Here is a 24,601-nt window from a genome sequence, read left to right as displayed (position 1 = left end):
TGCCCGGGTGACCGGGTGCGCCCCTTTCGCGTGGCGTCGGCCGGGGCCTTCGGCGGGCCGCCGGCCCGGCGCGGCAAGCCCCGGCCGGCCACCGGACATCAGTTCTCGGCCGGACGCACCAGGTCGCTCGGGTCGGTGTTCGCCCCGCACAGCACCACGGCGACCCGCTCGCCGTCGCGCGGCCGGTAGCCGTAGCCCGGCGCCGTCGGCCCGTTCGGAAGGTCCGGAGCGGTGAGCGCGGCCAGTGCGGTGGCGGCAGCGTGCTCGACGGCGACGCGGTGGTGGTCCCACAACGTCCGGCGGGCGCGGACGATTTCGCCGTCCGGTACCAGGACGGAGCGGACGTCGTCCTGGCGGGCGGCGTGCAGGGCCAGGGCGGTGGCGCGTCGGGCGCCGAGGGCGTCGACGGCGATCGAGTCGACGGAGACGTCGACCGGGCGACCGGCCTCGATGGCGGCGTTCAGTGCCCGGCAGTTCTCCGGTTCGACGGCGACCGTGCGGATTCCGTGGTGCCGGGCAGCGGCGGCGACGCCGGCGAGCAGGCCGCCGCCGCCGACCGAGACCACCACGGTGTCCAGACCGGGGATCTGTGCGTGGATCTCCTCCAGCAGGGTGCCGGCCCCTGCGGCGATCAGCGGGTGGTCGTAGGCGTGCGCGGCGAGCGCGCCGGACGAGGCGGCGAACTCCTCGCACGCTTCCAGGGCTTCGGCGTACTCCGCGCCGACCAGCCGCACGTCCGCCCCGAAGCCGCGGAGCTTGGCCACCTTCACCGCCGGGGCGACGGTCGGCACGAACACCGTGGCGCGCACGCCCTGTTGCCGGGCCGCCCAGGCGCAGGCCAGCCCGGCATTGCCGCCGGAGGCGATGGTCACCCCCGCGCTCGGCAGAGTGCCTGCCTCGCGGTGGGCCTGGATGAAGTTCTGCGCGCCGCGCGCCTTGAAGGAGCCGGTGTACTGCATGAACTCCAGCGCGAACCAGACCTCGTAGGGCTTCTCGGGTCGGTCGTCGAGCGGACCGCGGTGCGCCGCGCGGATCGTTCCCGGGGCGACGGGCGCGACGGGGGCGACGGCGACCGGGCGGATGTGCCCGGCGATCCGGTCGGTAGCGGCCTTGATGTCGTCGTACGTGAGTTGGTGCACGTCGTTGCTCCTGCCGAGAGAGGTCACGGCTGGGCGGTGCCCATGTCTCCTCTGTCCGTGATCGCTGCATCAACCAGCTTATGCAGGAGCGTGTTTGGGTGTAAGCCAGGTGAACGGGGAGCCGCGAGGAGAGCGGGCATGGAGGAGGGGCTGGTGCTTGTCGCGATCACGACGGTGTCCGGCTTCACTTCGCTCACCGGATGAAGGCCGGACTCCGGTGACGGGCCCGTCGGGGAACGGGCCCGCGGCGCTCAGCCCTTGGAAGCGCGCCGACATCCTTGAACAGAACCTTCGAAGTGGTCGGCAGACCAGTATCGGTGACCTGCTCACCACGGAACAGAACCTGGCTGTGCCCGCTGAGGTGGCCGAACAGGTGCAGGGGCCGTTCGAAGGACACGGGCGCGTCCACCAATTCGGCGCTCGCCCCCACCCAGGAGGGACGTCGGATCCCTGATGAGCCGAGACGGTCACTGCTCCCGCATGCCCCACGGAGAGCCATACGCGTTGAGCAGATCCAGGAAGGGGCGGGCGGGGAAGGCCTCCGGGCCGAGGACTCCCGAGCCGGTCCACGCGCCCGTGGCCAGGAGTTCGAGCGCGACGACCGGGTTGATGGCCGTCTGCCACACCACCGCCTGGGAGCCGTACTCGGCCATTGACCACTGGTTGTCGACCACGTGGTAGAGGTAGACCTCGCGCGGTGCGCCGTCCTTGGTGCCGCGCACCCAGGTGCCCGCGCAGGTCTTGCCGTGCATACGATCGCCCAGCGTCGCCGGGTCCGGCAGGCAGGCGGCCACGACATCGCGGGGCGACACACTCACCGGACCCGCAGCGCCCGGCACGGTCACCGGTTCGGTGCTGTCCAGGCCCAGGAGGTGCAGCGTTTTGAGGGTCTGGATGAATTCTTCGCCCAGGCCGTACTTGAAGGTCACGCGCTGTGCGCCGACCCAACGGGGGACGAGCAGCACCTCCTCGTGCTCCACGTTCACGCACTCGACCGGGCCGATGCCCTCGGGGAAGTCGAACACCTCCGGCTCGCTGAAGGGCGCGGTGGTGAACCAGCCGCGGTCCGCCTCGTAGACGACCGGCGGATTGAGACACTCCTCGATGGTGGTCCAGATGTTGAAGGAGGGGGCGAAGTCATAGCCGTCGACGGTGAGGTTCGCACCGTCGCGGATGCCGATCTCCTCGATCTCGTCGAAGAGTTCGTCGGCCGCGTACCGCGCGAAGACGTCGGACAGCCCCGGCTCCACACCCATACCGACGAGGGCCAGCGCGCCCGCCTTCTCCCAGTCGTCGGCCTGCGCGAACTGCTCGTCGCCGAGCATGACCCCGCACTCCTCGTGCGGTCGCTCGGGGTGCGGGCGCGACAGGGACATCGCCATGTCGAGGTAGGTTGCGCCGGCCGCGCGCGCCGCCTGGAAGAGGGGCATCACGAACCGCGGGTCGGTGGCATTGAGCAGGACGTCGCATCCGTACCGCGTCAGCAGCGCCGACACCGCCGTCTGGTCGGAGGCGTCGACGCGCGCGGCGCGGAAGCGGCCCCCGGCGCCCTCGGTGCCCGTGAGGGCGGCGACCGCCGCCTCGGCTCTGCTCAGATCGTAGTCGGCCACGACCATCTCGTCGAAGAACGAGCGCCGGGCCGCGATCCGGGTGATCGCGGTGCCCACACCGCCGGCTCCCACAAGCAGAACACGCATGACACGGACTTCCTCTCTGCGGAGACGGGGCGTGCCCGCACGGACCTGAGGTGCGGCGCCCCTGCCAGGAGATCCAACGCCGGGTACTCGGATAAGGTCAATGGTGTTGGCATAAGGGGCGAGGAGGCGGCGATGGCGAAAACGGTGGTGCCCGAGGAGAAGCGGCGACGCCGTCGTCCCACCCGGAGCGGCATCGTGCTGTCCGAGGGACTGATCGTCGAGACCGCCCTGCGGATGCTGCGTGAGCACGGCAGCGCGGGACTCACCGCCCGCCGTCTCGGACTGGCCCTGGACGCCGACCCCAGCACCCTCTACCGGTACTTCCGCGGAATGGACGATCTGACCCTCGCCATCGGCGACGCCCTCATCGGGCAGGCCCTGCAAGGCTGGCGGCCCACGGGGGACTGGCGGTCGGATCTGCGCGGCCTCGGTCTGCGCATCCACGCCGTGTACCTGGCGCATCCGCAGGCGGCGCTGCTGACCGCGAACCGGGTCACCGGCAGAGCCAACGAGGTGGCGGCCGACGAGGCCATCCTCGACGTACTTCGCACGGCGGGGTTCCCGCTGCCGGACGCGGTACGGATCTACCAGGCCTTCATCGACCAGACCCTGGCCTTCGCCGCGCTCGACGCCGCCTCGCTGGCCCTGCCGCGCGAAAGCCTCAGAGCGGACGAGGACATGTGGCGCTCGACGTACGCCCGCCTGCCGCGCACCACACACCCCCGGATTGCCGAGGCGGCGCCCCTCCTTGCGACCCGCATGGTCGCCAGTGCCTACCCCACGGCCCTGGAGATGCTGCTGGACGGTGCCGCGGCGCAGTGGGAGACGTCCGGGGTCGTTCCGGGACGGACCCGCGTGGGCCTCGGCCCTGGTCCCGGCCCCGGCAGATCCGGAGCCGGTCCGACGCGCTGAGCAGCGGTGTGCGGCCTGCCGCCCCAGGTCCTTCTACCGCGGCGGCAGGGGCGGACGCCGCCGGTCCGGGACGGAGCCGTACGTCGGCGGGGTCGCCGCCGGGTGCGCGGCCAGCAGGTCCAGGGCCACCCGCACCGCGTCGTCGAGCACCGCGTACCGGCCCTCGGCCCAGTCGAGCGGGGTGCGCAGGGCCTCCAGGTCCGGTTCGACGCCGTAGTTCTCGACCGACCAGCCGTACGTGTCGAACCAGGCCGCGTTCATCGGCACCGTGATCACCGTGCCGTCGCCCAGCCGGTGCCGGCCGGTCATGCCGACCACGCCGCCCCACGTCCGCTGGCCCACCACCGGGCCCAGCTTCAGCAGCCGGAACACGGCGGTGATCATGTCGCCGTCGGAGGACGTCGCCTCGTCGGCCAGGGCGACCACCGGGCCCCGGGGCGCGTTGGAGGCGTAACTGACCGGCTGGGCGTTGCGGGTCAGGTCCCAGCCGAGGATCGTGCGGGTGAGCTTCTCGACCACCAGCTCGCTGATGTGGCCGCCCGCGTTGCCGCGTACGTCGACGATCAGCGCCGGGCGGGAGACCTCCATGCGCAGGTCCCGGTTGAACTGTGCCCAGCCGGAGCCGCCCATGTCGGGGATGTGCAGGTACCCGCACTTGCCGTGGCTCAACTCCCGTACGACTTCGCGGCGTTTGGCCACCCAGTCCTGGTAGCGCAGGGGGCGTTCGTCGACCAGGGGGATGATCGCGACGCGGCGGGAGGGGCCCTCCCCTCCGGGTGGGCGGAAGGTGAGTTCCACGGTGGTGCCTCCCGCCGCGGAGAGGAGGGGGTACGGGCCTGCCACCGGGTCGACGGGGCGGCCGTCGATATGGGTGAGGACCGCGCCCTCCCGGATGCCCGTACCGGCCAGCGGGGAACGGGCCTTGGAGTCGGAGGAGTCACCGGGCAGGATGCGCCGGATCGTCCAGTCGTCGTCCCGGCACGTCAGGTTCGCGCCGAGCAGCCCGATCGCCCGCTGGTAGTGCGGCGGGCCCTCGTTGCGGCGGGCCGGTGCGACGTACGCGTGCGAGGTGCCCAGTTCGCCCAGGACCTCGCGCATCAGATCGGCGAACTCGTCGGGGGAGGCGACCCGTTCGACCAGCGGGCGGTACTGGTCGAGCACGGCGTCCCAGTCGATGCCGCACATGTCCGGTTCCCAGAAGTACGAGCGGATGATGCGGCCGCCCTCCGCGTACGCCTGGCGCCACTCCGCTGCCGGGTCGACCTCGTGCAGGATGCGGCGCAGGTCGAGGTAGACCGTCGAGTCGCTGTCGCCGATCTCGGTGGCGGGGACGGCGCGCAGCTCGCCCTCGTCCATGACGACCAGCCGTGTCGCGTCGCCGCTGACCGCGAACCAGTCGAGGTGGCCGACGAGTTCGGTCTTCCTGGCCTTGGAGATGTTGAAGTGTTCGAGGGTGGGGCGGCCCGACATGTCCGCCGGGTTCGCGAACGTTTCACCGAGCGCGCCGGAGATCGGCCAGCGCAGCCAGACGAGCCCGCCGCCGCTCACCGGATGAAGGGCCGAGTACTTCGATGCCGAGACCGGGAACGGCGTCACCCGGTTCTCCAGCCCCTCGAACTCGACCGTGACCGTCGACGGCCCCTCTCCCGCACCCACGTCGGGTACGTCGTCGGCCGGGTCGAGACCGCCCGCCGCCGGGCGCCCCTCCGGCGACAGGGCGAACGGGGAGGGCGTTGCCGAGGAGAGCGGCACCAGGTAAGGGCGGCAGCCCAGCGGGAAGGATAGGTCCCCGGTGTGGACGTCGTACACCGGGTCGAAACCGCGCCAGGAGAGGAAGGCGAGGTAGCGTCCGTCGCCCGTGAAGACGGGGTTCTCGTCCTCGAAGCGGCCGTTGGTGACATCGACGATCACCGGCGACCCCGTCCCGAGGATGCGGGCCAGTTTGATCTGGCGCAGTGAACGGCCGATCCCGGGGTGCGACCAGGCCAGCCAGGCGCCGTCCGGCGAGAACGCCATGTCGCGGACCGGGCCGTTGATGGAGCGGATCAGTTCCACGGGCTCCTCCGTGGGCGTCTCCTCGTCCGTGTCCAGGAGCAGCAGCCGCCCGTCGTTCGTCGCGATCGCCAGGCGTTCGCCGTCCGGGTCGGAGACCAGTTCGTGGACCCGGCCGATCAGTCCGGAGGCCAGTCGGCGCGGGGCGCGGTCGCCGCTGGCGCGCGGCAGGTAGGCGATCTCGATCGCGTCCTCGCCGTCGGCGTCCGTGACGTAGGCGACCTGGCCGCCGCTGCCGAGCATCTCGGGCAGCCGGACCCGGACGCCCGGGGTGTCGGCGATCGTCCGGGCGGGGCCGTCGCGGTGGGTGAGCCAGTACAGGCTGCCGCGTACGGAGACGGCGCTGGCCCGGCCCGTCTCGTCCACGGACAGCGCGTCGATGTTGCTGGCGGCCGGCACCTGGTGCGTACGCCGTCCGACGCGCGGCCCGCCGAGCCGTACCTCCAGTTTCCGCGGCACCGCGTCCGGCGCCAGGTCGTCCACCAGCCACACGTCGCCCGCGCACTGGTAGACGACCCGGCGGCCGTCGCTGGAGGCGTGCCGGGCGTAGAAGGCGTCGTGGTCCGTGTGGCGGCGCAGATCGGTGCCGTCGGGCCGGCAGGAGTACAGATTGCCGACGCCTTCGTGGTCGGAGAGGAACGCGATCCGGTCGCCGACGAACATGGGCGAGTCGAGGTGCCCGCCGATGTCCGGGAGCAGCCGCTTGCCGTGCAGCCACAGCCGTCCCATCGCACCGCCCCGGTACCGCTTCCAGGAGGCCGGTTCGTGCGGCGGCTTGCCGGTGAGCAGCAGGGTGCGGCGCTCGCCGTCGATGTCGGCGACCGCGATGTCGGAGACCGGTCCCCAGGGCAGCTTGCCGCCGGGGCTGCCGTCCGTGGGGAGGGCGTAGGCCCAGGAGATGTGCGAGAACGGCTGGTTGTGCGAGGACACGGCGAGGATCTGGGCGGCGTCTCCGGGATCGGGCGTCCAGCCGCAGACGCGGGCGTCCGTGGACCCCCAGTAGGTGAGCCGCCTCGCCGGGCCCCCCTCGACCGGTGCGAGATGGATCTCGGGGTCGAGGCTGCGCCAGGTCGTGTAGGCGATACGGCTCCCGTCTGGGGAGAACCGCGGGTGGCTGACTCTGGTCCGGTCGACGGTCAGCCGCCACGCGCGGCCCGGCCGCTGCCCCTCCGGCGCGAGGGGAGCGACCCAGAGGTCGTCCTCGGCGGCGAAGCAGAGCAGATCGTCGTGGAGGTGCGGGAATCGGAGATACGCGACGTCGTCACTCACTCTTCAATGCTTTCCGCGCGCGGGGGCCCCGGCAACTTGTGGTGCGGAACACAAGCGAAACGATTTCGTTTCGCTGGACGGGCGGGGTACCGTCGATGTGTACGAAACAGTTTCGTTCCATTGGCTGATGTGCGAGAACGAGAAACGGGAACGGGAGATCGACCCATGGCGCGCACCCGGCTCACGCCCGAGCGTGAGAGCGAGCTGTACGCCGCCGTGCTCGACCTGCTCCGCGAAGTCGGCTACGACGCCCTGACCATGGACGCCGTCGCCGCCCGTACCCGTTCCAGCAAGGCCACCCTCTACCGCCAGTGGGGGAGCAAGCCCGAGCTGGTCGTCACGGCCCTGCGGCACAACAAGCCGGTCTCCCTCGCGGAGATCGACACCGGATCGCTGCGTGGTGACTTCCACGCCGTGCTGAGCCGCAGTGACGACTGTCAGATGGAGAAGGACTCCGCGCTGATGCGGGGCCTGAGCCATGCCGTCCACGACAATCCCGATCTGCTCCAGGCCCTGCGCGAGCTGCTGATCGAGCCGGAGATGACCGGCCTCGACACGCTGCTGCGCCGAGCTGTGGCCCGGGGTGAACTGCGTCCGGACAATCCGGCGCTGAAATACGTATCGCACATGCTGATCGGCGCCTTCGCCGCCCGGCAGCTGGTCGAGGACCGCGCCGTCGACCAGGCATTCCTCACCGACTACGTCGACTCCGTGGTTCTCCCCGCTCTCGGAGTCTGACCCCTTCGCGCGGCAGGTCCGTTCAGCGCGACCCGTCCCCTTCGTACGGCCCTCTCCCCAAGCTCCACCTGACACGCCGCTCTCGTCGTCGGGCTGGTTCCTCACGCCCTTTTCCACGCACACGACCTGACCGGGAGTACGACTCCGTGGCCACATTTCTCTACAAGCTCGGACGGCTCGCCTTCCGGCGCCGCCGCTATGTCGCCCTGATCTGGGTGGCACTGCTGGCACTCGCCGGACTCGGCGCGGCCTCCGCGTCCACCGCCACCTCCAGTTCTTTCTCGATCCCGGGTACGGAGGCGCAGAGGGCCTTCGACCTGCTGGAACAGCGCTTCCCCGACGCCGGCGCCGACGGCGCGACCGCACGGGTCGTCTTCAAGGCCCCCGACGGCCAGAAGATGACGGACCCGGCGAACAAGGCCGAGGTGAACAGGCTCGCCGGCGAGCTGAAGTCCGGCTCGGACCAGATCGCCTCCGTCACCGACCCGTACACCGCGGGCGCCGTCAGCAAGAACGGCTCCACGGCGTACGTCTCCGTGTCCTACAAGGTCAACTCGATGGAGCTGACCGACGCGACCCGCACCGCTCTGGAGGACGCGGGCCACACGGCGCAGAAGAGCGGGATGACCGTGGAGATCGGCGGTGACGCGCTCCAGGTGATGCCGGAGACCGGAGCCACCGAGATCATCGGTGTCGCCATCGCCGCGGTGGTGCTGGTCATCACCTTCGGCTCGCTGATCGCCGCCGGGCTGCCGCTGCTCACCGCCCTGATCGGGGTCGGCATCGGCGTCTCGACGATCACGGCCCTGGCGAACGTGCTCGACCTGGGCTCCACCACCTCCATCCTCGCGATGATGATCGGCCTCGCGGTCGGCATCGACTACGCGCTGTTCATCGTCTCCCGCTACCGCGCCGAGCTGGCCGAGGGCCGGGAGCGCGAGGAGGCGGCCGGACGGGCCGTCGGTACGGCCGGTTCCGCGGTCGTCTTCGCCGGCCTCACCGTCGTGATCGCGCTGGTCGGCCTCGCCGTCGTGAACATCCCGATGCTGACGAAGATGGGCTTCGCCGCGGCCGGCACGGTCGCGATCGCCGTCCTCATCGCGCTCACCCTGGTCCCGGCCATGATGGGCTTCGCGGGCAAGCGGGTCCTGGGACGCAAGGCGCGCAAGGCCGCCGGGGCCCCTGGCCAGGCCGAGGACAAGCCGAACATGGGCACCCGCTGGGCGCGGTTCGTGCTGCGCAAGCCGGTCTGGGTGCTGCTGGCCGGTGTCATCGGCCTCGGTGTCGTCGCCGTACCGGCCGCCTCCCTGGAGATGGGTCTGCCGGACGACGGCTCCCAGCCCACCAGCACCACCCAGCGGCGCGCCTACGACCTGCTCTCCGACGGCTTCGGCCCCGGCTTCAACGGGCCGCTGATGGTCGTCGTCGACACCGTGAACAGCTCCGACGGCAAGACCGCGGCCAAGCAGGTCGCCGACGAGATCTCCGGCATCCCGGGCGTCGTCGCCGTCTCCCCGGCCCAGTTCAACAAGGCCGGCGACACCGCGATGATCACCGTCGTCCCGAAGGACCGGCCGAGCTCCACCGAGACCGAGAACGTGGTCCACGCGATCCGTGACACGGGCAAGGACATCAAGTCCGGCACCGGCGCCGAGGTTCTGGTCACCGGCTCCACGGCGATGAACATCGACTTCTCGCAGAAGATGAACGACGCGCTGCTGCCGTACCTGGCGCTCGTCGTCGGCCTCGCCTTCCTGCTGCTGATGCTGGTCTTCCGGTCGGTGCTGGTGCCCCTGAAGGCGGCCCTCGGCTTCCTGCTCTCGGTCGTCGCGGCCCTGGGCGCGGTCGTCGCGGTCTTCCAGTGGGGCTGGCTCGGCTCGCTCTTCGGCGTGGAACAGACCGGCCCGATCATGTCCATGATGCCGATCTTCATGGTGGGCGTGGTCTTCGGCCTGGCCATGGACTACGAGGTCTTCCTCGTGACCCGGATGCGGGAGGCGTACGTCCACGGCGAGAAGCCCGGCCAGGCGATCGTCACCGGTTTCCGGCACGGCGCCAGGGTCGTCACGGCCGCGGCCGTGATCATGATGGCGGTTTTCGCCGGCTTCATCGGCTCCAGCGAGCAGATGGTCAAGATGATCGGCTTCTCGCTCGCCATCGCCGTCTTCTTCGACGCGTTCGTGGTCCGCATGGCGATCGTGCCCGCGGTCCTCGCCCTGCTCGGCAAGCGCGCCTGGTGGCTGCCGCGCCGGCTGGACCGGCTCCTGCCGAACGTGGACGTGGAGGGCGAGGGGCTGCGCAAGCAGCTCGGCGAGACGTCCGGGGGCGGCGCCGGCGGACTCGGCGACGACGCCGAGGGCGAGCGCGAGCTGACCCGCGTCTGAGCCATGGAGCCTGAGGGGCCCGCGTCCGAGCGGAGCGCGGCCCCGGATGCGCCGGATACCTGTGGGGACGGGGGACCGGGCGATGACGGAAGCCCCCGTGCGGCACGGGGGCTTCCGTCATGCGGACGCGTCATCGCGTGGGCCTCATTGCGCGGGCCTCATTGCGTGGGTGTCATGCGTCCATATGGGTCATGGGCGTGCGGTCGGGGGCGTCCTCGCCGTAGGTGCGGTGCAGAAAACGGATCAGCGGCGCGTTGTCGAACTGCACCACCTCCACTCCCTCCTTCGAGCGGAGCTCCACGACCAGCTGGGTCCGGCCGCACGGCCACACCCGGATGCCGCCGAGTTCGGCGGGGGAGCGCAGTCCGCGCTCCAGCAGATCGCGGCTGAAGGCCCAGTCGATGCCGCCGGGGAAGGCGACATGGACGGTGCGCGGGTCCACGTCGGCGTCGTACAGCAGGTCGACCGGTACCGCCGGGAGGTCGGGGGTGTCATTGACGAGCCAGGCCTCGGCCTGTTCATGAATCACGGGGGGCATGGCCGACTCCTCCAGTCTGTTCGTGTTTGTCATTCAATGTCCCACATTTCCCGCTGAAGGCGCGGTGAGGTTTCCTGCCGGGGAGCCGGGGGCGGCCAGCTGTGACATTCCCGCTCTTGCGAAGCATTTGCAACAAGGCCCTATCATTGAGCGGTTCACGACACCGTTCGCGGTCACGCAGGATCGCAGGAAGCGGAGCGCCCACATGCATGTACCCGACGGATTCATCGACGCCCCCGTCTCCGCCGCCGCCGGAGTCGTCGCCGCGGGCGCCGTCGCCGTCAGCCTGCGGGGCGCCCGGCGGGAACTGGGGGGCACCTCCCGCTCGAGCGCAGCCGAGAGTGGGGGAGAGCGCACCGCGCCGCTCGCCGGTCTCGTCGCCGCGTTCATCTTCGCCGTGCAGATGCTGAACTTCCCGGTCGCCGCGGGCACCAGCGGGCATCTGCTGGGCGGGGCGCTCGCCGCGATCCTGGTCGGGCCGTACACCGGGGTGCTCTGTATCTCCGTCGTCCTGCTCATGCAGGGCATCCTCTTCGCCGACGGCGGCCTCACCGCGCTCGGCGTGAACGTGCTCGACATGGGCATCACGACCACCGTCGTCGCGTACGCCCTCTTCCGTGGGCTGGCCCGCGTCCTCCCGCGGACCCGCCGCTCCGTGACGGTCGCGTCCTTCGTCGCCGCCCTGGTCTCCGTACCGGCCGCGGCCTGCGTCTTCACGCTGATCTACTGGATCGGCGGCACCACGGACATCTCGATCGGCAAGGTCTTCACCGCCATGGTCGGGGTCCACGTCCTCATCGGGATCGGCGAGGCCGTGATCACCGCGCTGACCGTCGGCGCCGTCGTCGCCGTACGCCCCGATCTGGTCCACGGCGCCCGCGGACTCACCGCCCCGCTCAAGCTCCGGGTCGACGGCGAGCTCGTCGACGCCCCGGCCCGGCAGCCCGTCGCCCCGGTCGCCGCCCGCTCCACCCGGGGACTCTGGGCCACCGGCCTGGTCACCGCCCTCGTCCTGGCGGGCTTCGTCTCCTTCTACGCCTCCGCGAGCCCCGACGGCCTGGAGAAGGTCGCCGCCGACCAGGGCATCGACAAGAAGACCGAGGAGCACGCCGCCAAGGACTCCCCGCTCGCCGACTACGGCGTCAAGGACGTCTCCGACGCCCGCGTCTCCGGCGGCCTCGCCGGGGTGATCGGTGTCGGTGCCACGATCGTGGTCGGCAGCGGGGTCTTCTACGTGCTCCGCCGCCGTCGCACGCCGGACACGCCCGCCGGCTCCGCGCACGACCGGGAAATGGTCTGACGTGGGCGCGGGACATGCGCACAGGCTCTACCGGCACGGGCACTCGCCCGTTCACGACCTGCCGCCGCACTGCAAGCTCGCCGCCGCCTTCTGCTTCGTCGTGGTCGTCGTCTCGACGCCGCGCGAGGCGGTGTGGGCGTTCGCGTTCTACGCGGTACTGATCGGCGCCGTCACCGCGCTGGCCCGCATCCCCGCGGGCTTCCTGCTCAAGCGGCTGCTCATCGAGGTGCCGTTCGTCGCGTTCGCGCTGCTCATGCCGTTCGTGGTGCCCGGCGAGCAGACCCACGTCCTCGGACTCTCCGTCAGCGTCCCCGGCCTCTGGGGCGCCTGGAACGTCCTGGCCAAGGGCACCCTCGGCGTCGCCGCCTCCGTACTCCTCGCCTCCACCACCGAACTGCGCGCACTGCTGCTCGGCCTCCAACGGCTCAAGCTGCCGCCGCTGCTCGTCCAGATCGCGTCCTTCATGATCCGGTACGGCGACGTGATCACCGACGAGATGCGCCGGATGTCGATCGCCCGCCGCTCCCGCGGCTTCGAGGCCCGCGGGATACGGCAGTGGGGCGTCCTGGCCAAATCGGCGGGCGCGCTCTTCATCAGGTCGTACGAGCGTGGCGAACGCGTCCACCTCGCGATGCTCAGCCGCGGCTACGCCGGTTCCATGCCCGTCATCGACGAGGTGACGGCCTCCCGGACCCAGTGGGCGTACGCTGCCGCCCTCCCCGTCCTCGCCCTCACGATCTGTCTGCTGGGATGGACCCTATGAGCGTGCACACCGCCCCCGCGCCGTCGCTGGAGGTCAGCGGCCTCGCCTACGCCTACCCCGACGGCCACCAGGCGCTCTTCGGCGTGAACCTGACGGTCGACCGGGGCGAACGCGTCGCCCTGCTCGGCCCCAACGGAGCCGGCAAGACCACCCTCGTCCTCCACCTCAACGGCATCCTCGACGCCGGCGCGGGCACCGTCCGGGTTGCCGGCCTCCCCGTCGAGAAGCGCAACCTCGCCGAGATCCGCCGCCGCGTCGGCATCGTCTTCCAGGACCCCGACGACCAGCTCTTCATGCCCACCGTCCGGGAGGACGTCGCCTTCGGCCCCGCCGCCTCCGGGCTGCGCGGCGCCGCACTGGAGGAACGCGTCACCGAAGCGCTCACGCAGGTCGGCATGGAGGAGTATGCGGACCGGCCGCCGCACCACCTCTCCTTCGGCCAGCGCCGCCGCGTCGCCGTCGCCACCGTCCTCGCCATGCGGCCGGAGATCCTCGTCCTGGACGAACCGTCCTCCAACCTGGACCCGGCCTCCCGGCGCGAGCTCGCCGACATCCTGCGGTCCCTGGACGTCACCGTGCTCATGGTCACGCACGACCTGCCGTACGCCCTGGAGCTCTGCCCGCGCGCGGTCGTCCTGAGCGAAGGCGTCATCGCCGCCGACGACCGCACCCAGGATCTGCTCTGTGACGAGAAACTGATGCGCGGCCACCGCCTGGAGCTGCCCTTCGGCTTCGACCCGCGTTCCGTGACCGTGGATTCGAGCTGACCCGCCCCACCCGCGACCTGCGACGGGATGCACCATGGGGGGATGAGCGGGAACGCAGGAACAGGTGTGGACGTACGGGGCACGGTGGCGGCCGGATTCGAACCGGTCCGGGATGCCTTCGTCCGTAACTTCGAGCAGCGCGGCGAACGCGGCGCCGCAGTCACGGTCTACCGGGACGGGCGCAAAGTCGTCGATCTGTGGGCCGGTACGAGAGACGTCGACGGGGCCGAACCGTGGGCCGTCGACACCGTGCAGATCGTCCGCTCGGCCGGCAAGGGCATCGCCGCCGCCGTACCGCTGCTGCTGCACCAGCGCGGCCAGGTCGATCTCGACGCCCCGGTCGGCACGTACTGGCCGGAGTTCAAGGCGGCCGGCAAGGAGCGGGTGCTCGTCCGCCACCTCCTCGCCCACCGGGCCGGCATACCCGCGCTCGACTGCCCGCTGACCCCCTCCGAGGCGGCCGACGGGATCTCCGGTCCGCAGGCGGTCGCGGCCCAGCGCCCCCAGTGGGAGCCCGGCACCGACCACGGCTACCACGCCCAGACCTACAGCTGGCTCATCGGTGAACTGGTGCGCCGGGTCACCGGCCGCACCGTCGGCCGCTGGATCGCCGAGGAGATCGCCCGCCCGCTCGGCCTGGACTTCTGGTTCGGCCTCCCGGCCGACGAGGCGCACCGGGTGGGCCGCGTCGGCCCCGTCGAACCACCGGCCCTCGCGGGCAACGGCGGCACCCTGCGGATGCGCCCCAAGCGGTCCGTCACCGACGCGTACCGCGATCCGGAGTCCCTCACCCGCCGCGCCTTCGGGGCCATCGACCCCTTCCCCGACGAGAACGCCCCCGACTACCGGGCGGCCGAACTCCCCGCCTCCAACGGCATCGCCACCGCCCGCGCGCTGGCCCGCTGCTACGCCGCGATGATCGGCCCGGTCGACGGCCACCGCCTGTTCGCCCCGGCCACCCTCACCCTCGCCCGCACCGAGGAGTCGGCGGGCCCGGACCGGGTCCTGGTCGTCAACACCCGTTTCGGCCTCGGCTACATGCTGCACGGCCCGGCGGCCCCGCTGCTCGCCCCCGGCTCCTTCGGCCATCCCGGCCGGGGCGGTTCGCTCGGCTTCGCCGATCCCGAATCCGGTATCGCGCTGGGCTATGTGACGAACGGTCTGCAGAAGGGAGTCACCGCCGATCCCCGTGCCCAGGCCCTGGTCAGGGCAGTACGGTCGGCGCTATGACTCCTCCTTCCTCTGCTGGTTCACGGTTCGACGGATACGGCGTGCTCATCACCGGGGCGGGCCGGGGCATCGGGGCGGCCACGGCCCGCCGGCTGGCCTCGGAGGGCGCCCGCGTCCTGGTCACCGACCTGGACGGCGACCGAGCCGAGAGCACTGCCGCGGCGATACGCGAGACGGGCGGGACCGCCGAGTCGCTGCCCTGCGACGTGTCCGACCGGGCGGCGGTCGAGGCCGCGGTCGCCCACGCCGTCGCCGCCTTCGCCTCCCTCGACGTGCTGGTGAACAACGCGTACGCCTGCACGTCCGATGCCCCGCTCTTCGAGGACGAGCCCGACGAGGTCTGGCAGCGCGACCTCGACATCACCCTCACCGGCCCGTACCGGTGCGCCCGCGCCGCCCTCCCGCACCTGGTGGCCTCCGGCCGGGGCGCGATCGTCAACATCGGCTCGGTCAACGGCGAACAGGACTTCGGCAACCACGCCTACAGCGCCGCCAAGGCCGGCCTGGGCAGCCTCACCCGCACCCTCGCGGGCCATGCGGGACCGCGCGGTGTACGCGTCAACCTGGTCGCACCCGGCACGGTCCGCACGGACGCCTGGGCGGGCCGGGACGCGGAACTGTCCCGGGTGAGCCGCCTCTACCCGCTCGGCCGGGTCGGCGAACCCGACGACATCGCGTCCGCCGTCGCCTTCCTCGCCTCGCGCGACGCGGCCTGGATCACCGGCACGACACTACGGGTGGACGGCGGGCTGACCGCGGTGAACTCCGCCTTCCGGCAGGCGTCTTCGGCGGAGTGACGGAGTCCGCGTATGCACCGCCGGGGCACAAGGGATGCAAAAAACTTGACACATCGGGGTTCGGGTGTCACGTTCCCACGAAGGGGTGGGCGGCGAGCCCGGGCGCATCGCCCACCCCGCCCGGACTGGCCGTTGGCCGTGGGGGTGTCGTTGAACGTCCATCCGCCTGCCAGGCCGAAAAGTCGAACTCCCACTGCTCGGTGCTGTACTTCCACGCGGGGTCCCGCAGGGTGATGCCGGTGGCGCCTTCGGCGGTGCTGTTGTTGAGCAGCGCCAGGCGGCTCCCGTCCATCTTGTTGATCAGGTTCCGTTTCGGAGCGAGCTCGGCGGAGGCCGGCGCTCCGCCGGCCGCGGCGACGGCGGTCGCGGTCGGCACGGCCGCGGTGAGAGCCAGTACAGGGTGATTGCGCTTGGGCATGGGGAGTGTCCCTTTCGGTGCGTGGACGTCCGCGAGAGCGAGACCTGCGCATCCAAGCAGTCCGAAGTCATGACGAAACGGTCACGCTCGGGCGTAGTGGCCCCTTTTCGCCCCACCGGATCCCTCACTGCCCGCACCGCCCCGACGTGCCGGTCGCAGGCCCGGAAACCGGGCACGTCCCCCGCTCAACTCGTGTGCAGCATCAGCCCGATGCCGACCGCCATCAGCCCCGCCGCGGCGATGCGCGGCGCGCCGAACCGTTCCTTGAAGAACACTGTCCCTATCGCCGCGCCGACGATGATGGACGATTCCCGGAGCGCCGCGACCGGGGCCAGCGCGGCCCGGGTCTGGGCCCACAGCACGAGGCCGTACGCGGTCACCGACAGGGCCGCGCCCAGCAGCCCGCGTACGGCGTACGGCTTGAGTGCGGGAAGGAGCGCGGACCGGCGCCGGTAGAGGGCGTACGCCGGGATGGCGATCCCCTCCAGGATCATCAGCCAGGCGATGTATCCGAGCGAGGAGCCGGAGGCACGCACCCCGACCCCGTCCACCGTCGTGTACCCGGCGATGGCCAGGCCGGTCGCGAGGGCGGCCAGCAGCGCCGGCCAGTCCGGGCGCCTGCCGGAGCCGCGGATGCCCCAGAGCGCGAGCCCCACGAGCCCCGCCGAGGCCACCGCGACTCCCGCCGTGGCCCAGCCGTCGGGATGCTCACCGACGAAGACAGCGGCGAGGACGGTCACCACCAGCGGTGCCGTGCCCCGGGCGATCGGGTACATCTGGCCGAAGTCGCCCAGGGTGAACGAACGCATCAGCAGCAGCATGTACGCCACGTGCAGCGCCGCCGAGACCAGCAGGTACGGCCAGGCCCCGGCGGCCGGGAACGGGACGAAGCCGGCCGCAGCGGCGCCGATCAGCAGTCCGCCCCCGGAGATCAGAGTGAAGGAGAGGAGCTGATCCTTGATCGCGTGTGCGATCGCGTTCCAAGTGGCGTGCGTGACAGCGGCGATCAGGACGGCGAAGGCGACCAGGGGTGTCACGCGGACTGCTCGCGCACATCCACCACGGTTCCACCGGCGTGCCCGATCAGGGTCTTGGGGTCGAGCGGGAAGACGGTGTGCGGGGTGCCCGCGGCCGCCCACACCACGTCGTGGTCCAGCAGTCCGCGGTCGGCCAGCACTCGGGTCGTCGTACGGTGCCCGAAGGGCGGTACGCCCCCGATCGCGTACCCGGTCGTCTCCCGGACCAGATCGGCCCCGGCCCGCTTGACCTTCGCGGCACCCAGCTCTGCGCGGACGAGCTCGACGTCGACGCGCGAGGAGCCGTCCATCAGGACCAGCACCGGGACGCCGTCGGCCTCGAAGATCAGGGACTTGACGATCTCGCTGAGCTCGCAGCCGATCGCGGCAGCGGCCTCTGCCGCGGTACGGGTGGCTTCCGGGAACCGGCGGACCTCGACATCGAGGCCCAGCTCCCGCAGGGCTTCGGCGAATCGGGGGTGGGCTTCGGCGGCGTTGGTGTCGGGAGTGCTCATGCCCCGCACGCTAGCGAACGGGCTACGGGGCGCGCGACGGGGTTCCGCGCGTGCCCCGAACCGTCCGTCACACGTGAAGCCCTGCGGGGCGGTGCCTCACGACCCCGCTTGCAGCACTGCCGCCACCACCGGGCCTGCCGCGTCGCCGCCGTGGCCGCCGGACTGGACGACCGCCGCGGCGGCCAGGTCGTTGCTGAAGCCGGTGAACCAGCTGTTGGACGTGGCCTGGCCGTCGACCTCCGCCGAGCCCGTCTTGGCGCCCTTGTCGCCGCCGACCGAGGCCATCGCGGCCTTTCCGGTGCCCCAACTCGCGGTCTGGCGCATCATGTTGGTGACCTGCTGGGACGCGGACGGGGAAAGCGACCGGGAGGCGGTGGCGATCGGCCGGCCGTCGAGGTCGCGGTCGACGAGGATCGGCTGGCGGAAGGTGCCGTTCTTCGCGGTGGCGGTGATGGACGCCATGTTGAGGGCGTTCATCTGGACCGTACCCTGCCCGATGTACTGGGCGGCCGCCTCGCCACCGGTGGTCTCGGGCACGCTGCCGTCGAAGGTCACCACACCGGTCTGCCAGTTCAGGCCGATGCCGAAGACGTCGCGGGCCTCCTTGGCGAGCGCCGCGTCGTCCTTCGTGTCGTCGATCAGTTTGATGAAGGCCGTGTTGCAGGAGCGGGCGAAGCTGGTCGTCAGGGTGCCGTCGGGGATCGAGAAGTCGTCCAGGTTCTTGAAGGTACGGCCCATGTACATCGCGGTGGGCGGGCACTCGATCTTCTGGTTCGCCGAGGCGAGGCCCTTCTCGATCAGCATCGCCGCCGTCACGATCTTCATCGTCGACCCGGGTGCCTGCTTGCCCTGCATCGCCGTGTTGAAGCCGGTGGCCGGATTGTTGGCGACCGCGCGGATCGCGCCCGTGGACGGCCGGACAGCGACCACCGACGCCTGGCTGAACTTCTTCACGGCCGTCTCGGCCGCCGCCTGGGCGTTCGCGTCCAGGGTGGTCTGCAGCTTGCCCGGCCTGCCCTTGGTGAGGACCAGCAGGGTCTTGTCCGGCCCGTCCGCGTTCTCGCTCTCGATCCAGGTCTCGATACCGGCCGTGCCGCCGGCCTTCTCCCCGTACTTGTCGCGCAGTGCGTCCAGGATCGGGCCCAGGGAGGGGTACTTCTCCTTGGTGAGCGCCCTGCCGTTGTGGTCGACGGCCTCGATCGACGGCGCCGACGCCTCACCCGTCTTCAGCGACGCACCGGCCGTCAGCTGCGGGTGGATCACGGTGGGCGCCCAGTCGACCAGCGGCCGGCCGGTGGTCAGGCCGCGTACCACGGTCAGTTCGGAGGAGTACGACCAGGGCTTGGACTTCCCCTCGAACGACACGGTCGCCTTCACCGTGTAGGGCACCTTCGTACCCACCGCCGGGCCCGGAGTGATCACCGCGTCGGTGACATGGGCGCTCTCGCGGTAGCCGCTCAGGGCCGGTTCGGCCTCGGTCGCGTTGTTGGTGAGCTGGGATGCGACGGCCGCGTCCCCGCTCGCCCAGGCCTTGAGGAACCGCTTCACCGTGTCATCGATCTCCGCGGCGGTGACCGGCCCCGTCTTCACCTCGGCGGAGGCGGACTTGCCGTCCGTACCGTCGCCGCCACCCCCACCGCCGTTCAGCCCGTCCAGGACGTTGTACGCGCCGTAGCCCACCCCGCCGACCACGACCGCGAACACGCCGCCGACTATCGCGACCTTCACTCCACTGCGCATCCGTCAGTCCCCCTCCCCAGGAGTTCCCCTTGAACGTGTTCAAGGGGATGCTGCTGGGCACCCTACGGGACTGCGGTGACAGTCGAGATGGTTGTTATCGGAACGGGATGCGTGTGGCATGAATACAGCGGTCGAATCATGGTGCACCCTCCTAAATCCAGGTATCCAGCCACATCTGGTCCCGCCAGGACACATCGGGAATGGGCGTTCCCGTGTGGATGGGTCGGAAATGAATGGGGAGGGCTTTGCCTCGCCGTAGTCCTGTGCCGTGGGCGGAGGCTATGGTCTGGCCATGGGACCGGCGGCGGGAAATTCCGGGAGCCGATGGGCCACCGTGGCCAGGACTCTGATGAAGCATCCGTGGCTCCTTGTGAGCTGGCTCCTGCTCGCCGGTTTGGTTGCCGGCGCCCAGAAGATCGTGCCGCAGCCATGGTCTGCCGGCATTTATCCGGTTTCTTTGTTTGTCGCGATGTTGCTCTTCTCCAGGGCGTCAGTACCGAAGGATTGAGCTCGCTCAGGGCCGAAGCCGGAACCGGATCGCTGCGGTCGTGACGGTGCCGTGGAACACGTAGGCCCTTTTCTCGTAGCGGGTGGTGACGGCCCGGGAATTCTTGTCCGCGGTGCGTCGCCCCACTGGCCTGGCGTGACCAGGAGGGCCATCGGCCGGCATCCGTCTTCGGCGGGGGGTACGGGCTGTTGCCTGCTCGACCGTACGCCACGGCCTTACCCCGGGTTATCACCTTTTTGATGTGTTTTCCCTGGCTGCGGCCGGTATGGCCTCATTCCGTTTGTAGCGTGGAGGCAGCATCGTTCGAGCTGCCCGATGGGGCCTCATGGCTGCCTGACGGGTCGTATCCGGTTGTCGGCTCGACGAAGCACCGTTCCGTCATGACACAACATCGCCGCCAGGGTCGGCCCATGCGCCGGCCTCCGCGTGAAGGGGAATCTGTGATCTCGAAAAGCAAGAGGGCCGCACGTTCCGTGGCCGTGGCACTCGCCACAACTGCCGCGCTCACCGTCAGCATGCCGAGCGGTAACGCCTTCGCCATCGACCACGTCCAATGTGTCGGCGGGGAGAACTTCTTGAAGCTCTGGTCGCACCTCGACGGCCGTGAGAGCGTCGACTGCTACGCGAACGGCGGGAAGACCGACTTCGGCGGGTGGTGGGTCGACCGGATCTCCACGGGCAACAACGACCTGATCTACTACGACGCCAACGGTGATTCGGTGAAGATCGAGCGCTGGCACGACATCACCTTCCCGAACCATCCGCCGAGGGTCGTCGCCATCCAGATCCTGTGACGAGTCGACATCCGGTTGCGGGGAATGACTGGCAGGTCACGCCCTGAGAGGGAGTGGATCTTGCGGACGCTGCGGACACTGTTTTCTTTCATCTCTCCAGTAAGAGGTGCAGGGAGAGCTGAGCGGAATGACCGGGTGAGGCCGCGGGCCGACTGGTGAATCCACCTTCCTGGTGACGACGCGCGAGGGTGAGTGCCGCCCGCTTCTCCGGACCGGCAGCAGGCCAACAACCGCCAAGGGGGCGCAGCCGACGGCTGCGCCCCCTTGGTGCTCTTGCCCAGCTAGATCCAGGTGTCCAGCCACATCCGGTCCCGCCAGGAACCGTCGGGGATCGGCGTTCCCGTGTAGATCGGCCAGAAATAAATGAAGCCTCGCGAGATGGGGAGACATGGGCCCCGACCAGCAATTTCCTTGCCAGGCGGGGCCGTTTGGAGCCTACTGGGCCGTCTCTGGGCCGTGATCATGGTTCCGAGACGCTCTGTAGGGGGCTTCCACGGCCTTCCTGGCACGTCCTTCACTGCTCGGCATCAGGTGCGTGTACGTGCGCAGAGTGAAACCCGGATCGGCGTGACCGAGGTACTGGCTCAGGGCCCGGATGTTCTCGCCTGCGTCCAAGAGCACGGAGTCGAACGGTGCATCAACCGCCTCAAGCAGTGGCGCGGCCGGGCCACGCGAACCGACAAACTCGCCATCGCCTACCAGGCCGCACTCCACATTGCCGGCGTCCTCATCTGGACCCGACGCTGACCAAAGAGACAGAACCAGCCGGTCGGCCAACGGGCGCGCTCAGTGCTGTACTGCGAGTCCGGGGCAGTGACGCCGCATCGCGTCCAGGACCGCCTCAGGCGGCACCGGCAAGGTGCTTGTGGCCATGTTGGCCGGACCAAAGCCGAGTCGTGCGTTCATGGACGCGGTGCTGCGGACGAGCTTGGGGGCTCGAGCCAGATAGGCGTCCGGATCGTGCAGCACCAGCTCAATGAACCGCTGCGAGGTGTTACGTACCTGCTGCCCGCGTATCCGCACGGCGGCTATTTCGTCCCAGCCGAACCGGCCCAGCCTCACGTGGTCCACTCCCGCGTCGTCCAGCACCAACTCCGGTCGGTCGCGGAGCAGACGCTGGATGATGCTCACCGAGCAGAGCCCGAAGAAGGGCACGGCCAGCGCCCCCGCCACAGTCATCATCACGGTGCTGTGGGCGACCAGGAAAACAATGCCCAGAGCGACGAAGACCAGAGAGCCGGCCAGCATGGCCCACACACGTCCCTTGGCGAGCGGGTAGACCGTCGGGGGCAGTGGACCGCCGTTTCTGATCATGGCTGAGACGATAGGACCAGAGCCCTCGTCAGCGGAAGCCTTTTCGCAGACCGTCTGGTGCCGTGGCCGTCCCGTCTGCCGTCGTCCCACACGGTAGTGCAGTGGGCCCATTCCCTGACGTCCAGGTGGAGCGCCCAGTTGGACGTACGACCTGGGCGCCAGGGGGCGGGTCTGCTCGGCTTCGCCTTGGACGTCGGCGGGCGCGACGGCAGATCCCACCTCAACCACGATCTACCGGACACAAGTACACCGTCTTGGCCATCCCGGTGCCGTAGTTCCCCGCCGGAGGCATCCCGGGCACGGGCGGGTAGGCGCGGAGCGTCTGTGGTTCGGCGATGCTGCGTCTCGCTTGGCTGGCCTGCGGGCTTGCCTATCGGACAGGCACATCCGATCACCTGATGAGCACATCAAAGAGACACGCTCTAGATCCAGGTGTCTAGTCCAGACGGTCAAAGAGGTAAACCTCGGGGGCGAACGCCCGGACCGTCGCCTTCAACCGGGTACGGTCCACACGCCACAAAGCCATTCCGCGGCTCGACAGAACGGTTCCACGGAATGCCTCCACGAACTCGGCGGGAACCTGCGCAGCCAGGTATTCGTCGATCTGTCGGAGCCCGGGCAAGCTCGAGAGCCCCAGCGGAGGTGCAGATCCTTTCTTGTGGCGCACACCGATATGCGACGTCTTCACCATGCGATGTGACTGCTCCGTCCACAGGTCGATGGAAACGACCTCTGGCCAGCCCATTCGCTCAGTCTTGATGCCGAACGGTGTGCCACCCAACGTCACACCTTCCGGACCGACGCGGAGAGCCACCCGGCGTGAGCAAGCCAGCAGGGCGATCGCCAAGAAGGATATGGCCCCCATGATGCCGAGCACGGCGGCGGCCCAGCCCGGAGAACCTGGGGCGAAGGCAAGCCCGAGGAGGAGCAGGCACAGTAGTGCCCCTTTCACCGTCGGGGCGTTCCAGCCGTAACGGACTTCATAGGCCCGGCGTCCATCATCCATGGCCGAGATGATCTCAAACGACCCTACAGAACCCAACTGACCCGGAACCCCTTGGAATAGATCATCTAGCCACATCCGGTCCCGCCAGGAACCGTCGGGGATCGGAGTCCCCGTGTAGATCGGCCAGAAAATGAAGTCTCGCGGGATGCGGAGATATGGGCCCCGACCAGCAGTTTCCTTGCCGGGCGGGGCCGTCGGGGGCCTACTGGGCCGCGTGTGGGCCGTGATCATGGTTCAGGGATGCCCTGTAGAGGGCTTCCACGGCCTTCCGGGTACGTCCTTCACTGCTCGGCATCAGGTGCGTGTACGTGCGCAGAGTGAAGCCAGGGTCGGCATGACCGAGGTACTGGCTCAGGGCCCGGATGTTCTCGCCCGCGTCCAGGAGCACGGAGGCATAGGGGCCTTCCCCCGTGAAGGTGGGCTCGCGGTTATTGATCACGCGGCGAGCGTGAGTTTAGCGGTGTGGTGTCGGTGTTCGTATTCGTTGGGGCTGAGGTGGCCGTTGGCGGAGTGCCGGCGGCGGGTGTTGTAGCGGGTCAGCCAGGCGAAGACGGTCCTGCGGCAGGTATCGGAGTCGCCGTAGTCGTGGGCGCCTTGGAGGGTCTCGCGTTTCAGGGAGGCGTGGAAGCTTTCGCAGGCCGCGTTGTCGGCGCTGGTGCCGACCGCGCCCATCGACCGTGTGACCCCGAGTTGGTCGCAGAGGCCGGCGAAGGCCCGGGATCCGTATTGCGCTCCGTGGTCGGAGTGGAACACGGCGCCGTCCAGGCGGCCACGGGTCGAGGCTGCCATCCGCAGTGCGTCGGCGACCAGGCCGGTGCGCATGTGGTCGGCGATGGACCAGCCGACGACCTTGCGGCTGAAGCAGTCCAGCACGGTCGCGAGATAGAGGAACTCCCCGCCTGCGAGCGGGAGATACGTGATGTCGCCCATGTATTTGCGCCCCGGCTCGGTAGCGGTGAAGTCCCGCTGGAACAGGTCCGGGACCGGTGAGGCTGCCGGGTCCGGGACGGTGGTGCGCACGCGTCTGCGCAGGCGGATGCCGGTGATGGAGAACGTCCGCATGATCCGGGCGATCCGCTTCTCATTGACCTGCCGCCCTTTCTCGCGGAGCTCGGCTGTCACTCGCGGGGATCCGTAAGCGCCGCCGGACTCGCCGTGGACCTCGCGGATCTCCTCGGCCAGGATCCGGTCCTCCCGCTGCCGGGTGGCCCGGGCCTCGGCTCCGGCGAGCCACTTGTAGTAGCTGGACCGGTTCACGTCCAGGACTTGGCAGAGCCGCTTCACCTCGTAGGTGTTCCGATGGTCGTCAACGAACTGGAAGCGGCTCCTCACCAGTTCGTCTCTCCGGCGAAATACTTGGCCGCCTTGCGGAGGATGTCCCGCTCGGTGGCGAGCTTGCGCTCACTTGCCTCGAGCTCGGCCACCCGGGCCTCCAACTGCCGCACCCGCTCGTCCGGATCAGCGGACGGCACCGCCTCCCGAGGCCGGGCGCCCGGCTTCGCAATTGCCGCGGTGATGCCACGGCGTTCGCGGTCCCGCAGCACCCACTCACGCAGGGTCGCCCGGTTCACGCCCAGGTCAGCAGCGATGCTCTTGTAGATCGCCCCGGGTGTGGACTCGTACAGGGCCACGGCATCGGCCTTGAACTCGTCCGAGTAGTCCTTCATCGCCATCGGCGGTCTTCTCGCTTCCTCCGGATCAAGC

Annotated in this window: 21 protein-coding genes and 5 pseudogenes; 11 read left to right on the top strand and 15 right to left on the bottom strand. The window is 70.0% G+C overall.

Going from position 1 to position 24,601, the window contains the following annotated elements:
- Positions 1–98: 98 nt before the first annotated feature.
- Both OG306_RS15190 and OG306_RS15185 read right to left on the bottom strand, forming a co-directional pair.
- On the bottom strand, positions 99–1,139 hold the full coding sequence (locus OG306_RS15190) for a serine/threonine dehydratase (protein ID WP_266746710.1): 1,041 nt from the start codon (positions 1,137–1,139) through the stop codon (positions 99–101).
- Positions 1,140–1,606: 467 nt separating this feature from the next.
- Positions 1,607–2,836 carry a saccharopine dehydrogenase family protein gene (locus tag OG306_RS15185; protein WP_266746709.1) on the bottom strand — a complete coding sequence of 410 codons (1,230 nt, stop codon included), beginning with the start codon at positions 2,834–2,836 and terminating at the stop codon, positions 1,607–1,609.
- Between the two features lie 132 nt (positions 2,837–2,968).
- On the opposite strand from OG306_RS15185, the gene OG306_RS15180 reads away from it, so the two are divergent.
- Positions 2,969–3,748, top strand: a complete 780-nt coding sequence (locus OG306_RS15180; RefSeq protein ID WP_266746708.1) for a TetR/AcrR family transcriptional regulator — start codon at positions 2,969–2,971, stop codon at positions 3,746–3,748.
- Positions 3,749–3,781: 33 nt separating this feature from the next.
- Here OG306_RS15180 and OG306_RS15175 read toward each other — a convergent pair whose 3' ends face one another.
- Positions 3,782–7,069, bottom strand: coding sequence for a S41 family peptidase (locus OG306_RS15175; protein WP_266746707.1), 3,288 nt, complete (start codon positions 7,067–7,069; stop codon positions 3,782–3,784).
- A 165-nt stretch (positions 7,070–7,234) separates the two neighbouring features.
- Here OG306_RS15175 and OG306_RS15170 point away from each other — a divergent pair, with 165 nt between their 5' ends.
- Positions 7,235–7,807 carry a TetR/AcrR family transcriptional regulator gene (locus OG306_RS15170; protein ID WP_266746706.1) on the top strand — a complete coding sequence of 191 codons (573 nt, stop codon included), beginning with the start codon at positions 7,235–7,237 and terminating at the stop codon, positions 7,805–7,807.
- A gap of 146 nt (positions 7,808–7,953) precedes the next feature.
- Complete coding sequence (locus tag OG306_RS15165; protein WP_266746705.1) at positions 7,954–10,191, top strand: MMPL family transporter; 2,238 nt, start codon at positions 7,954–7,956, stop codon at positions 10,189–10,191.
- A gap of 172 nt (positions 10,192–10,363) precedes the next feature.
- Here the strand turns inward: OG306_RS15165 and OG306_RS15160 are convergent, their stop codons facing one another.
- Complete coding sequence (locus OG306_RS15160) at positions 10,364–10,729, bottom strand: SsgA family sporulation/cell division regulator (protein WP_266746704.1); 366 nt, start codon at positions 10,727–10,729, stop codon at positions 10,364–10,366.
- A gap of 205 nt (positions 10,730–10,934) precedes the next feature.
- Here OG306_RS15160 and OG306_RS15155 point away from each other — a divergent pair, with 205 nt between their 5' ends.
- From OG306_RS15155 to OG306_RS15135, 5 genes are all read left to right on the top strand, one after another.
- Positions 10,935–12,029: an energy-coupling factor ABC transporter permease gene (locus OG306_RS15155; protein ID WP_266746703.1), complete on the top strand. Its 1,095-nt coding sequence runs from the start codon at positions 10,935–10,937 to the stop codon at positions 12,027–12,029.
- A gap of 1 nt (position 12,030) precedes the next feature.
- Positions 12,031–12,792: a cobalt ECF transporter T component CbiQ gene (gene cbiQ, locus OG306_RS15150; protein ID WP_266746702.1), complete on the top strand. Its 762-nt coding sequence runs from the start codon at positions 12,031–12,033 to the stop codon at positions 12,790–12,792.
- Positions 12,789–13,559: an energy-coupling factor ABC transporter ATP-binding protein gene (locus tag OG306_RS15145; RefSeq protein ID WP_371665375.1), complete on the top strand. Its 771-nt coding sequence runs from the start codon at positions 12,789–12,791 to the stop codon at positions 13,557–13,559. The genes cbiQ and OG306_RS15145 overlap by 4 nt, the downstream gene beginning before the upstream one ends.
- Positions 13,560–13,625: 66 nt before the next feature.
- A complete protein-coding gene (locus OG306_RS15140) occupies positions 13,626–14,789 on the top strand; it encodes a serine hydrolase domain-containing protein (protein WP_266752212.1) in 1,164 nt (387 codons plus the stop codon).
- The gene (locus OG306_RS15135) at positions 14,786–15,586 is read left to right on the top strand and encodes an SDR family NAD(P)-dependent oxidoreductase (protein WP_266906378.1); all 801 of its coding nucleotides are present in this window, start codon (positions 14,786–14,788) and stop codon (positions 15,584–15,586) included. Before OG306_RS15140 ends, OG306_RS15135 begins: the two co-directional genes overlap by 4 nt.
- A gap of 67 nt (positions 15,587–15,653) precedes the next feature.
- On the opposite strand, the gene OG306_RS15130 is transcribed toward OG306_RS15135, so the two are convergent.
- The 4 genes from OG306_RS15130 to OG306_RS15115 all read right to left on the bottom strand — a co-directional run bounded on the left by OG306_RS15130 (position 15,654) and on the right by OG306_RS15115 (position 19,275).
- Positions 15,654–16,004, bottom strand: a complete 351-nt coding sequence (locus OG306_RS15130) for a hypothetical protein (protein ID WP_266746699.1) — start codon at positions 16,002–16,004, stop codon at positions 15,654–15,656.
- A 185-nt stretch (positions 16,005–16,189) separates the two neighbouring features.
- Entirely contained in the window at positions 16,190–17,041 is an 852-nt protein-coding gene (locus tag OG306_RS15125) for a DMT family transporter (protein ID WP_266746698.1), read from the bottom strand.
- Entirely contained in the window at positions 17,038–17,535 is a 498-nt protein-coding gene (locus OG306_RS15120) for a YbaK/EbsC family protein (RefSeq protein WP_266746697.1), read from the bottom strand. The genes OG306_RS15125 and OG306_RS15120 overlap by 4 nt, the downstream gene beginning before the upstream one ends.
- A gap of 96 nt (positions 17,536–17,631) precedes the next feature.
- Entirely contained in the window at positions 17,632–19,275 is a 1,644-nt protein-coding gene (locus OG306_RS15115; RefSeq protein ID WP_266906380.1) for a penicillin-binding transpeptidase domain-containing protein, read from the bottom strand.
- 349 nt (positions 19,276–19,624) lie between these two features.
- Here OG306_RS15115 and OG306_RS15110 point away from each other — a divergent pair, with 349 nt between their 5' ends.
- Entirely contained in the window at positions 19,625–19,783 is a 159-nt protein-coding gene (locus OG306_RS15110) for a hypothetical protein (RefSeq protein WP_266746695.1), read from the top strand.
- A gap of 6 nt (positions 19,784–19,789) precedes the next feature.
- Here the strand turns inward: OG306_RS15110 and OG306_RS15105 are convergent.
- Together OG306_RS15105 and OG306_RS15100 are read right to left on the bottom strand one after the other, a co-directional pair.
- Positions 19,790–19,894 (bottom strand): annotated as a pseudogene (locus OG306_RS15105) (IS5/IS1182 family transposase); the annotation flags it as partial.
- Positions 19,855–19,953: pseudogene (locus OG306_RS15100) on the bottom strand (IS5/IS1182 family transposase); the annotation flags it as partial. The pseudogenes OG306_RS15100 and OG306_RS15105, both read right to left, overlap by 40 nt.
- A 270-nt stretch (positions 19,954–20,223) precedes the next feature.
- On the opposite strand from OG306_RS15100, the gene OG306_RS15095 reads away from it, so the two are divergent.
- Positions 20,224–20,577, top strand: a complete 354-nt coding sequence (locus tag OG306_RS15095; RefSeq protein ID WP_266746694.1) for a beta/gamma crystallin domain-containing protein — start codon at positions 20,224–20,226, stop codon at positions 20,575–20,577.
- 435 nt (positions 20,578–21,012) lie between these two features.
- Here the strand turns inward: OG306_RS15095 and OG306_RS15090 are convergent.
- Positions 21,013–21,207, bottom strand: a pseudogene (locus OG306_RS15090) (site-specific integrase); the annotation flags it as partial.
- Between OG306_RS15090 and OG306_RS15085 the strand changes: the two are divergent.
- Positions 21,196–21,324: pseudogene (locus OG306_RS15085) on the top strand (IS5/IS1182 family transposase); the annotation flags it as partial. The pseudogenes OG306_RS15090 and OG306_RS15085 overlap by 12 nt on opposite strands.
- A 39-nt stretch (positions 21,325–21,363) precedes the next feature.
- Here OG306_RS15085 and OG306_RS15080 read toward each other — a convergent pair.
- The 4 genes and pseudogenes from OG306_RS15080 to OG306_RS15065 all read right to left on the bottom strand — a co-directional run bounded on the left by OG306_RS15080 (position 21,364) and on the right by OG306_RS15065 (position 24,570).
- Positions 21,364–21,891: an STM3941 family protein gene (locus OG306_RS15080; RefSeq protein ID WP_266746693.1), complete on the bottom strand. Its 528-nt coding sequence runs from the start codon at positions 21,889–21,891 to the stop codon at positions 21,364–21,366.
- Between the two features lie 436 nt (positions 21,892–22,327).
- Positions 22,328–22,897: a hypothetical protein gene (locus OG306_RS15075; protein ID WP_266746692.1), complete on the bottom strand. Its 570-nt coding sequence runs from the start codon at positions 22,895–22,897 to the stop codon at positions 22,328–22,330.
- A 202-nt stretch (positions 22,898–23,099) separates the two neighbouring features.
- Positions 23,100–23,294: pseudogene (locus OG306_RS15070) on the bottom strand (site-specific integrase); the annotation flags it as partial.
- 38 nt (positions 23,295–23,332) lie between these two features.
- Positions 23,333–24,570 (bottom strand): IS3 family transposase gene (locus tag OG306_RS15065; protein ID WP_266746690.1). Its coding sequence is split into 2 segments (ribosomal slippage): positions 23,333–24,244 and positions 24,247–24,570, totalling 1,236 coding nucleotides; the frame shifts between segments, so codons are not numbered across the junction.
- Positions 24,571–24,601 lie beyond the last annotated feature (31 nt).

It is taken from the genome of Streptomyces sp. NBC_01241, from assembly GCF_041435435.1.
Classification (GTDB): Bacteria; Actinomycetota; Actinomycetes; order Streptomycetales; family Streptomycetaceae; genus Streptomyces.
Note: the sequence above shows the minus strand (reverse complement) of the source record. Positions and strands in the feature narration are given on the sequence as shown.

Excerpts from the sequence above, each read along its gene's own strand:
- OG306_RS15185 (WP_266746709.1), bottom strand. The coding sequence starts at position 2,836 with ATGCGTGTTCTGCTTGTGGGAGCCGGCGGTGTGGGCACCGCGATCACC.
- OG306_RS15075 (WP_266746692.1), bottom strand. The coding sequence starts at position 22,897 with ATGGATGATGGACGCCGGGCCTATGAAGTCCGTTACGGCTGGAACGCC.
- OG306_RS15130 (WP_266746699.1), bottom strand. The coding sequence starts at position 16,004 with ATGCCCAAGCGCAATCACCCTGTACTGGCTCTCACCGCGGCCGTGCCG.
- OG306_RS15135 (WP_266906378.1), top strand. The coding sequence starts at position 14,786 with ATGACTCCTCCTTCCTCTGCTGGTTCACGGTTCGACGGATACGGCGTG.
- OG306_RS15145 (WP_371665375.1), top strand. The coding sequence starts at position 12,789 with ATGAGCGTGCACACCGCCCCCGCGCCGTCGCTGGAGGTCAGCGGCCTC.
- OG306_RS15170 (WP_266746706.1), top strand. The coding sequence starts at position 7,235 with ATGGCGCGCACCCGGCTCACGCCCGAGCGTGAGAGCGAGCTGTACGCC.
- OG306_RS15110 (WP_266746695.1), top strand. The coding sequence starts at position 19,625 with ATGAAGCATCCGTGGCTCCTTGTGAGCTGGCTCCTGCTCGCCGGTTTG.
- OG306_RS15115 (WP_266906380.1), bottom strand. The coding sequence starts at position 19,275 with ATGCGCAGTGGAGTGAAGGTCGCGATAGTCGGCGGCGTGTTCGCGGTC.
- OG306_RS15180 (WP_266746708.1), top strand. The coding sequence starts at position 2,969 with ATGGCGAAAACGGTGGTGCCCGAGGAGAAGCGGCGACGCCGTCGTCCC.
- OG306_RS15120 (WP_266746697.1), bottom strand. The coding sequence starts at position 17,535 with ATGAGCACTCCCGACACCAACGCCGCCGAAGCCCACCCCCGATTCGCC.
- OG306_RS15155 (WP_266746703.1), top strand. The coding sequence starts at position 10,935 with ATGCATGTACCCGACGGATTCATCGACGCCCCCGTCTCCGCCGCCGCC.
- OG306_RS15160 (WP_266746704.1), bottom strand. The coding sequence starts at position 10,729 with ATGCCCCCCGTGATTCATGAACAGGCCGAGGCCTGGCTCGTCAATGAC.
- OG306_RS15080 (WP_266746693.1), bottom strand. The coding sequence starts at position 21,891 with ATGATCAGAAACGGCGGTCCACTGCCCCCGACGGTCTACCCGCTCGCC.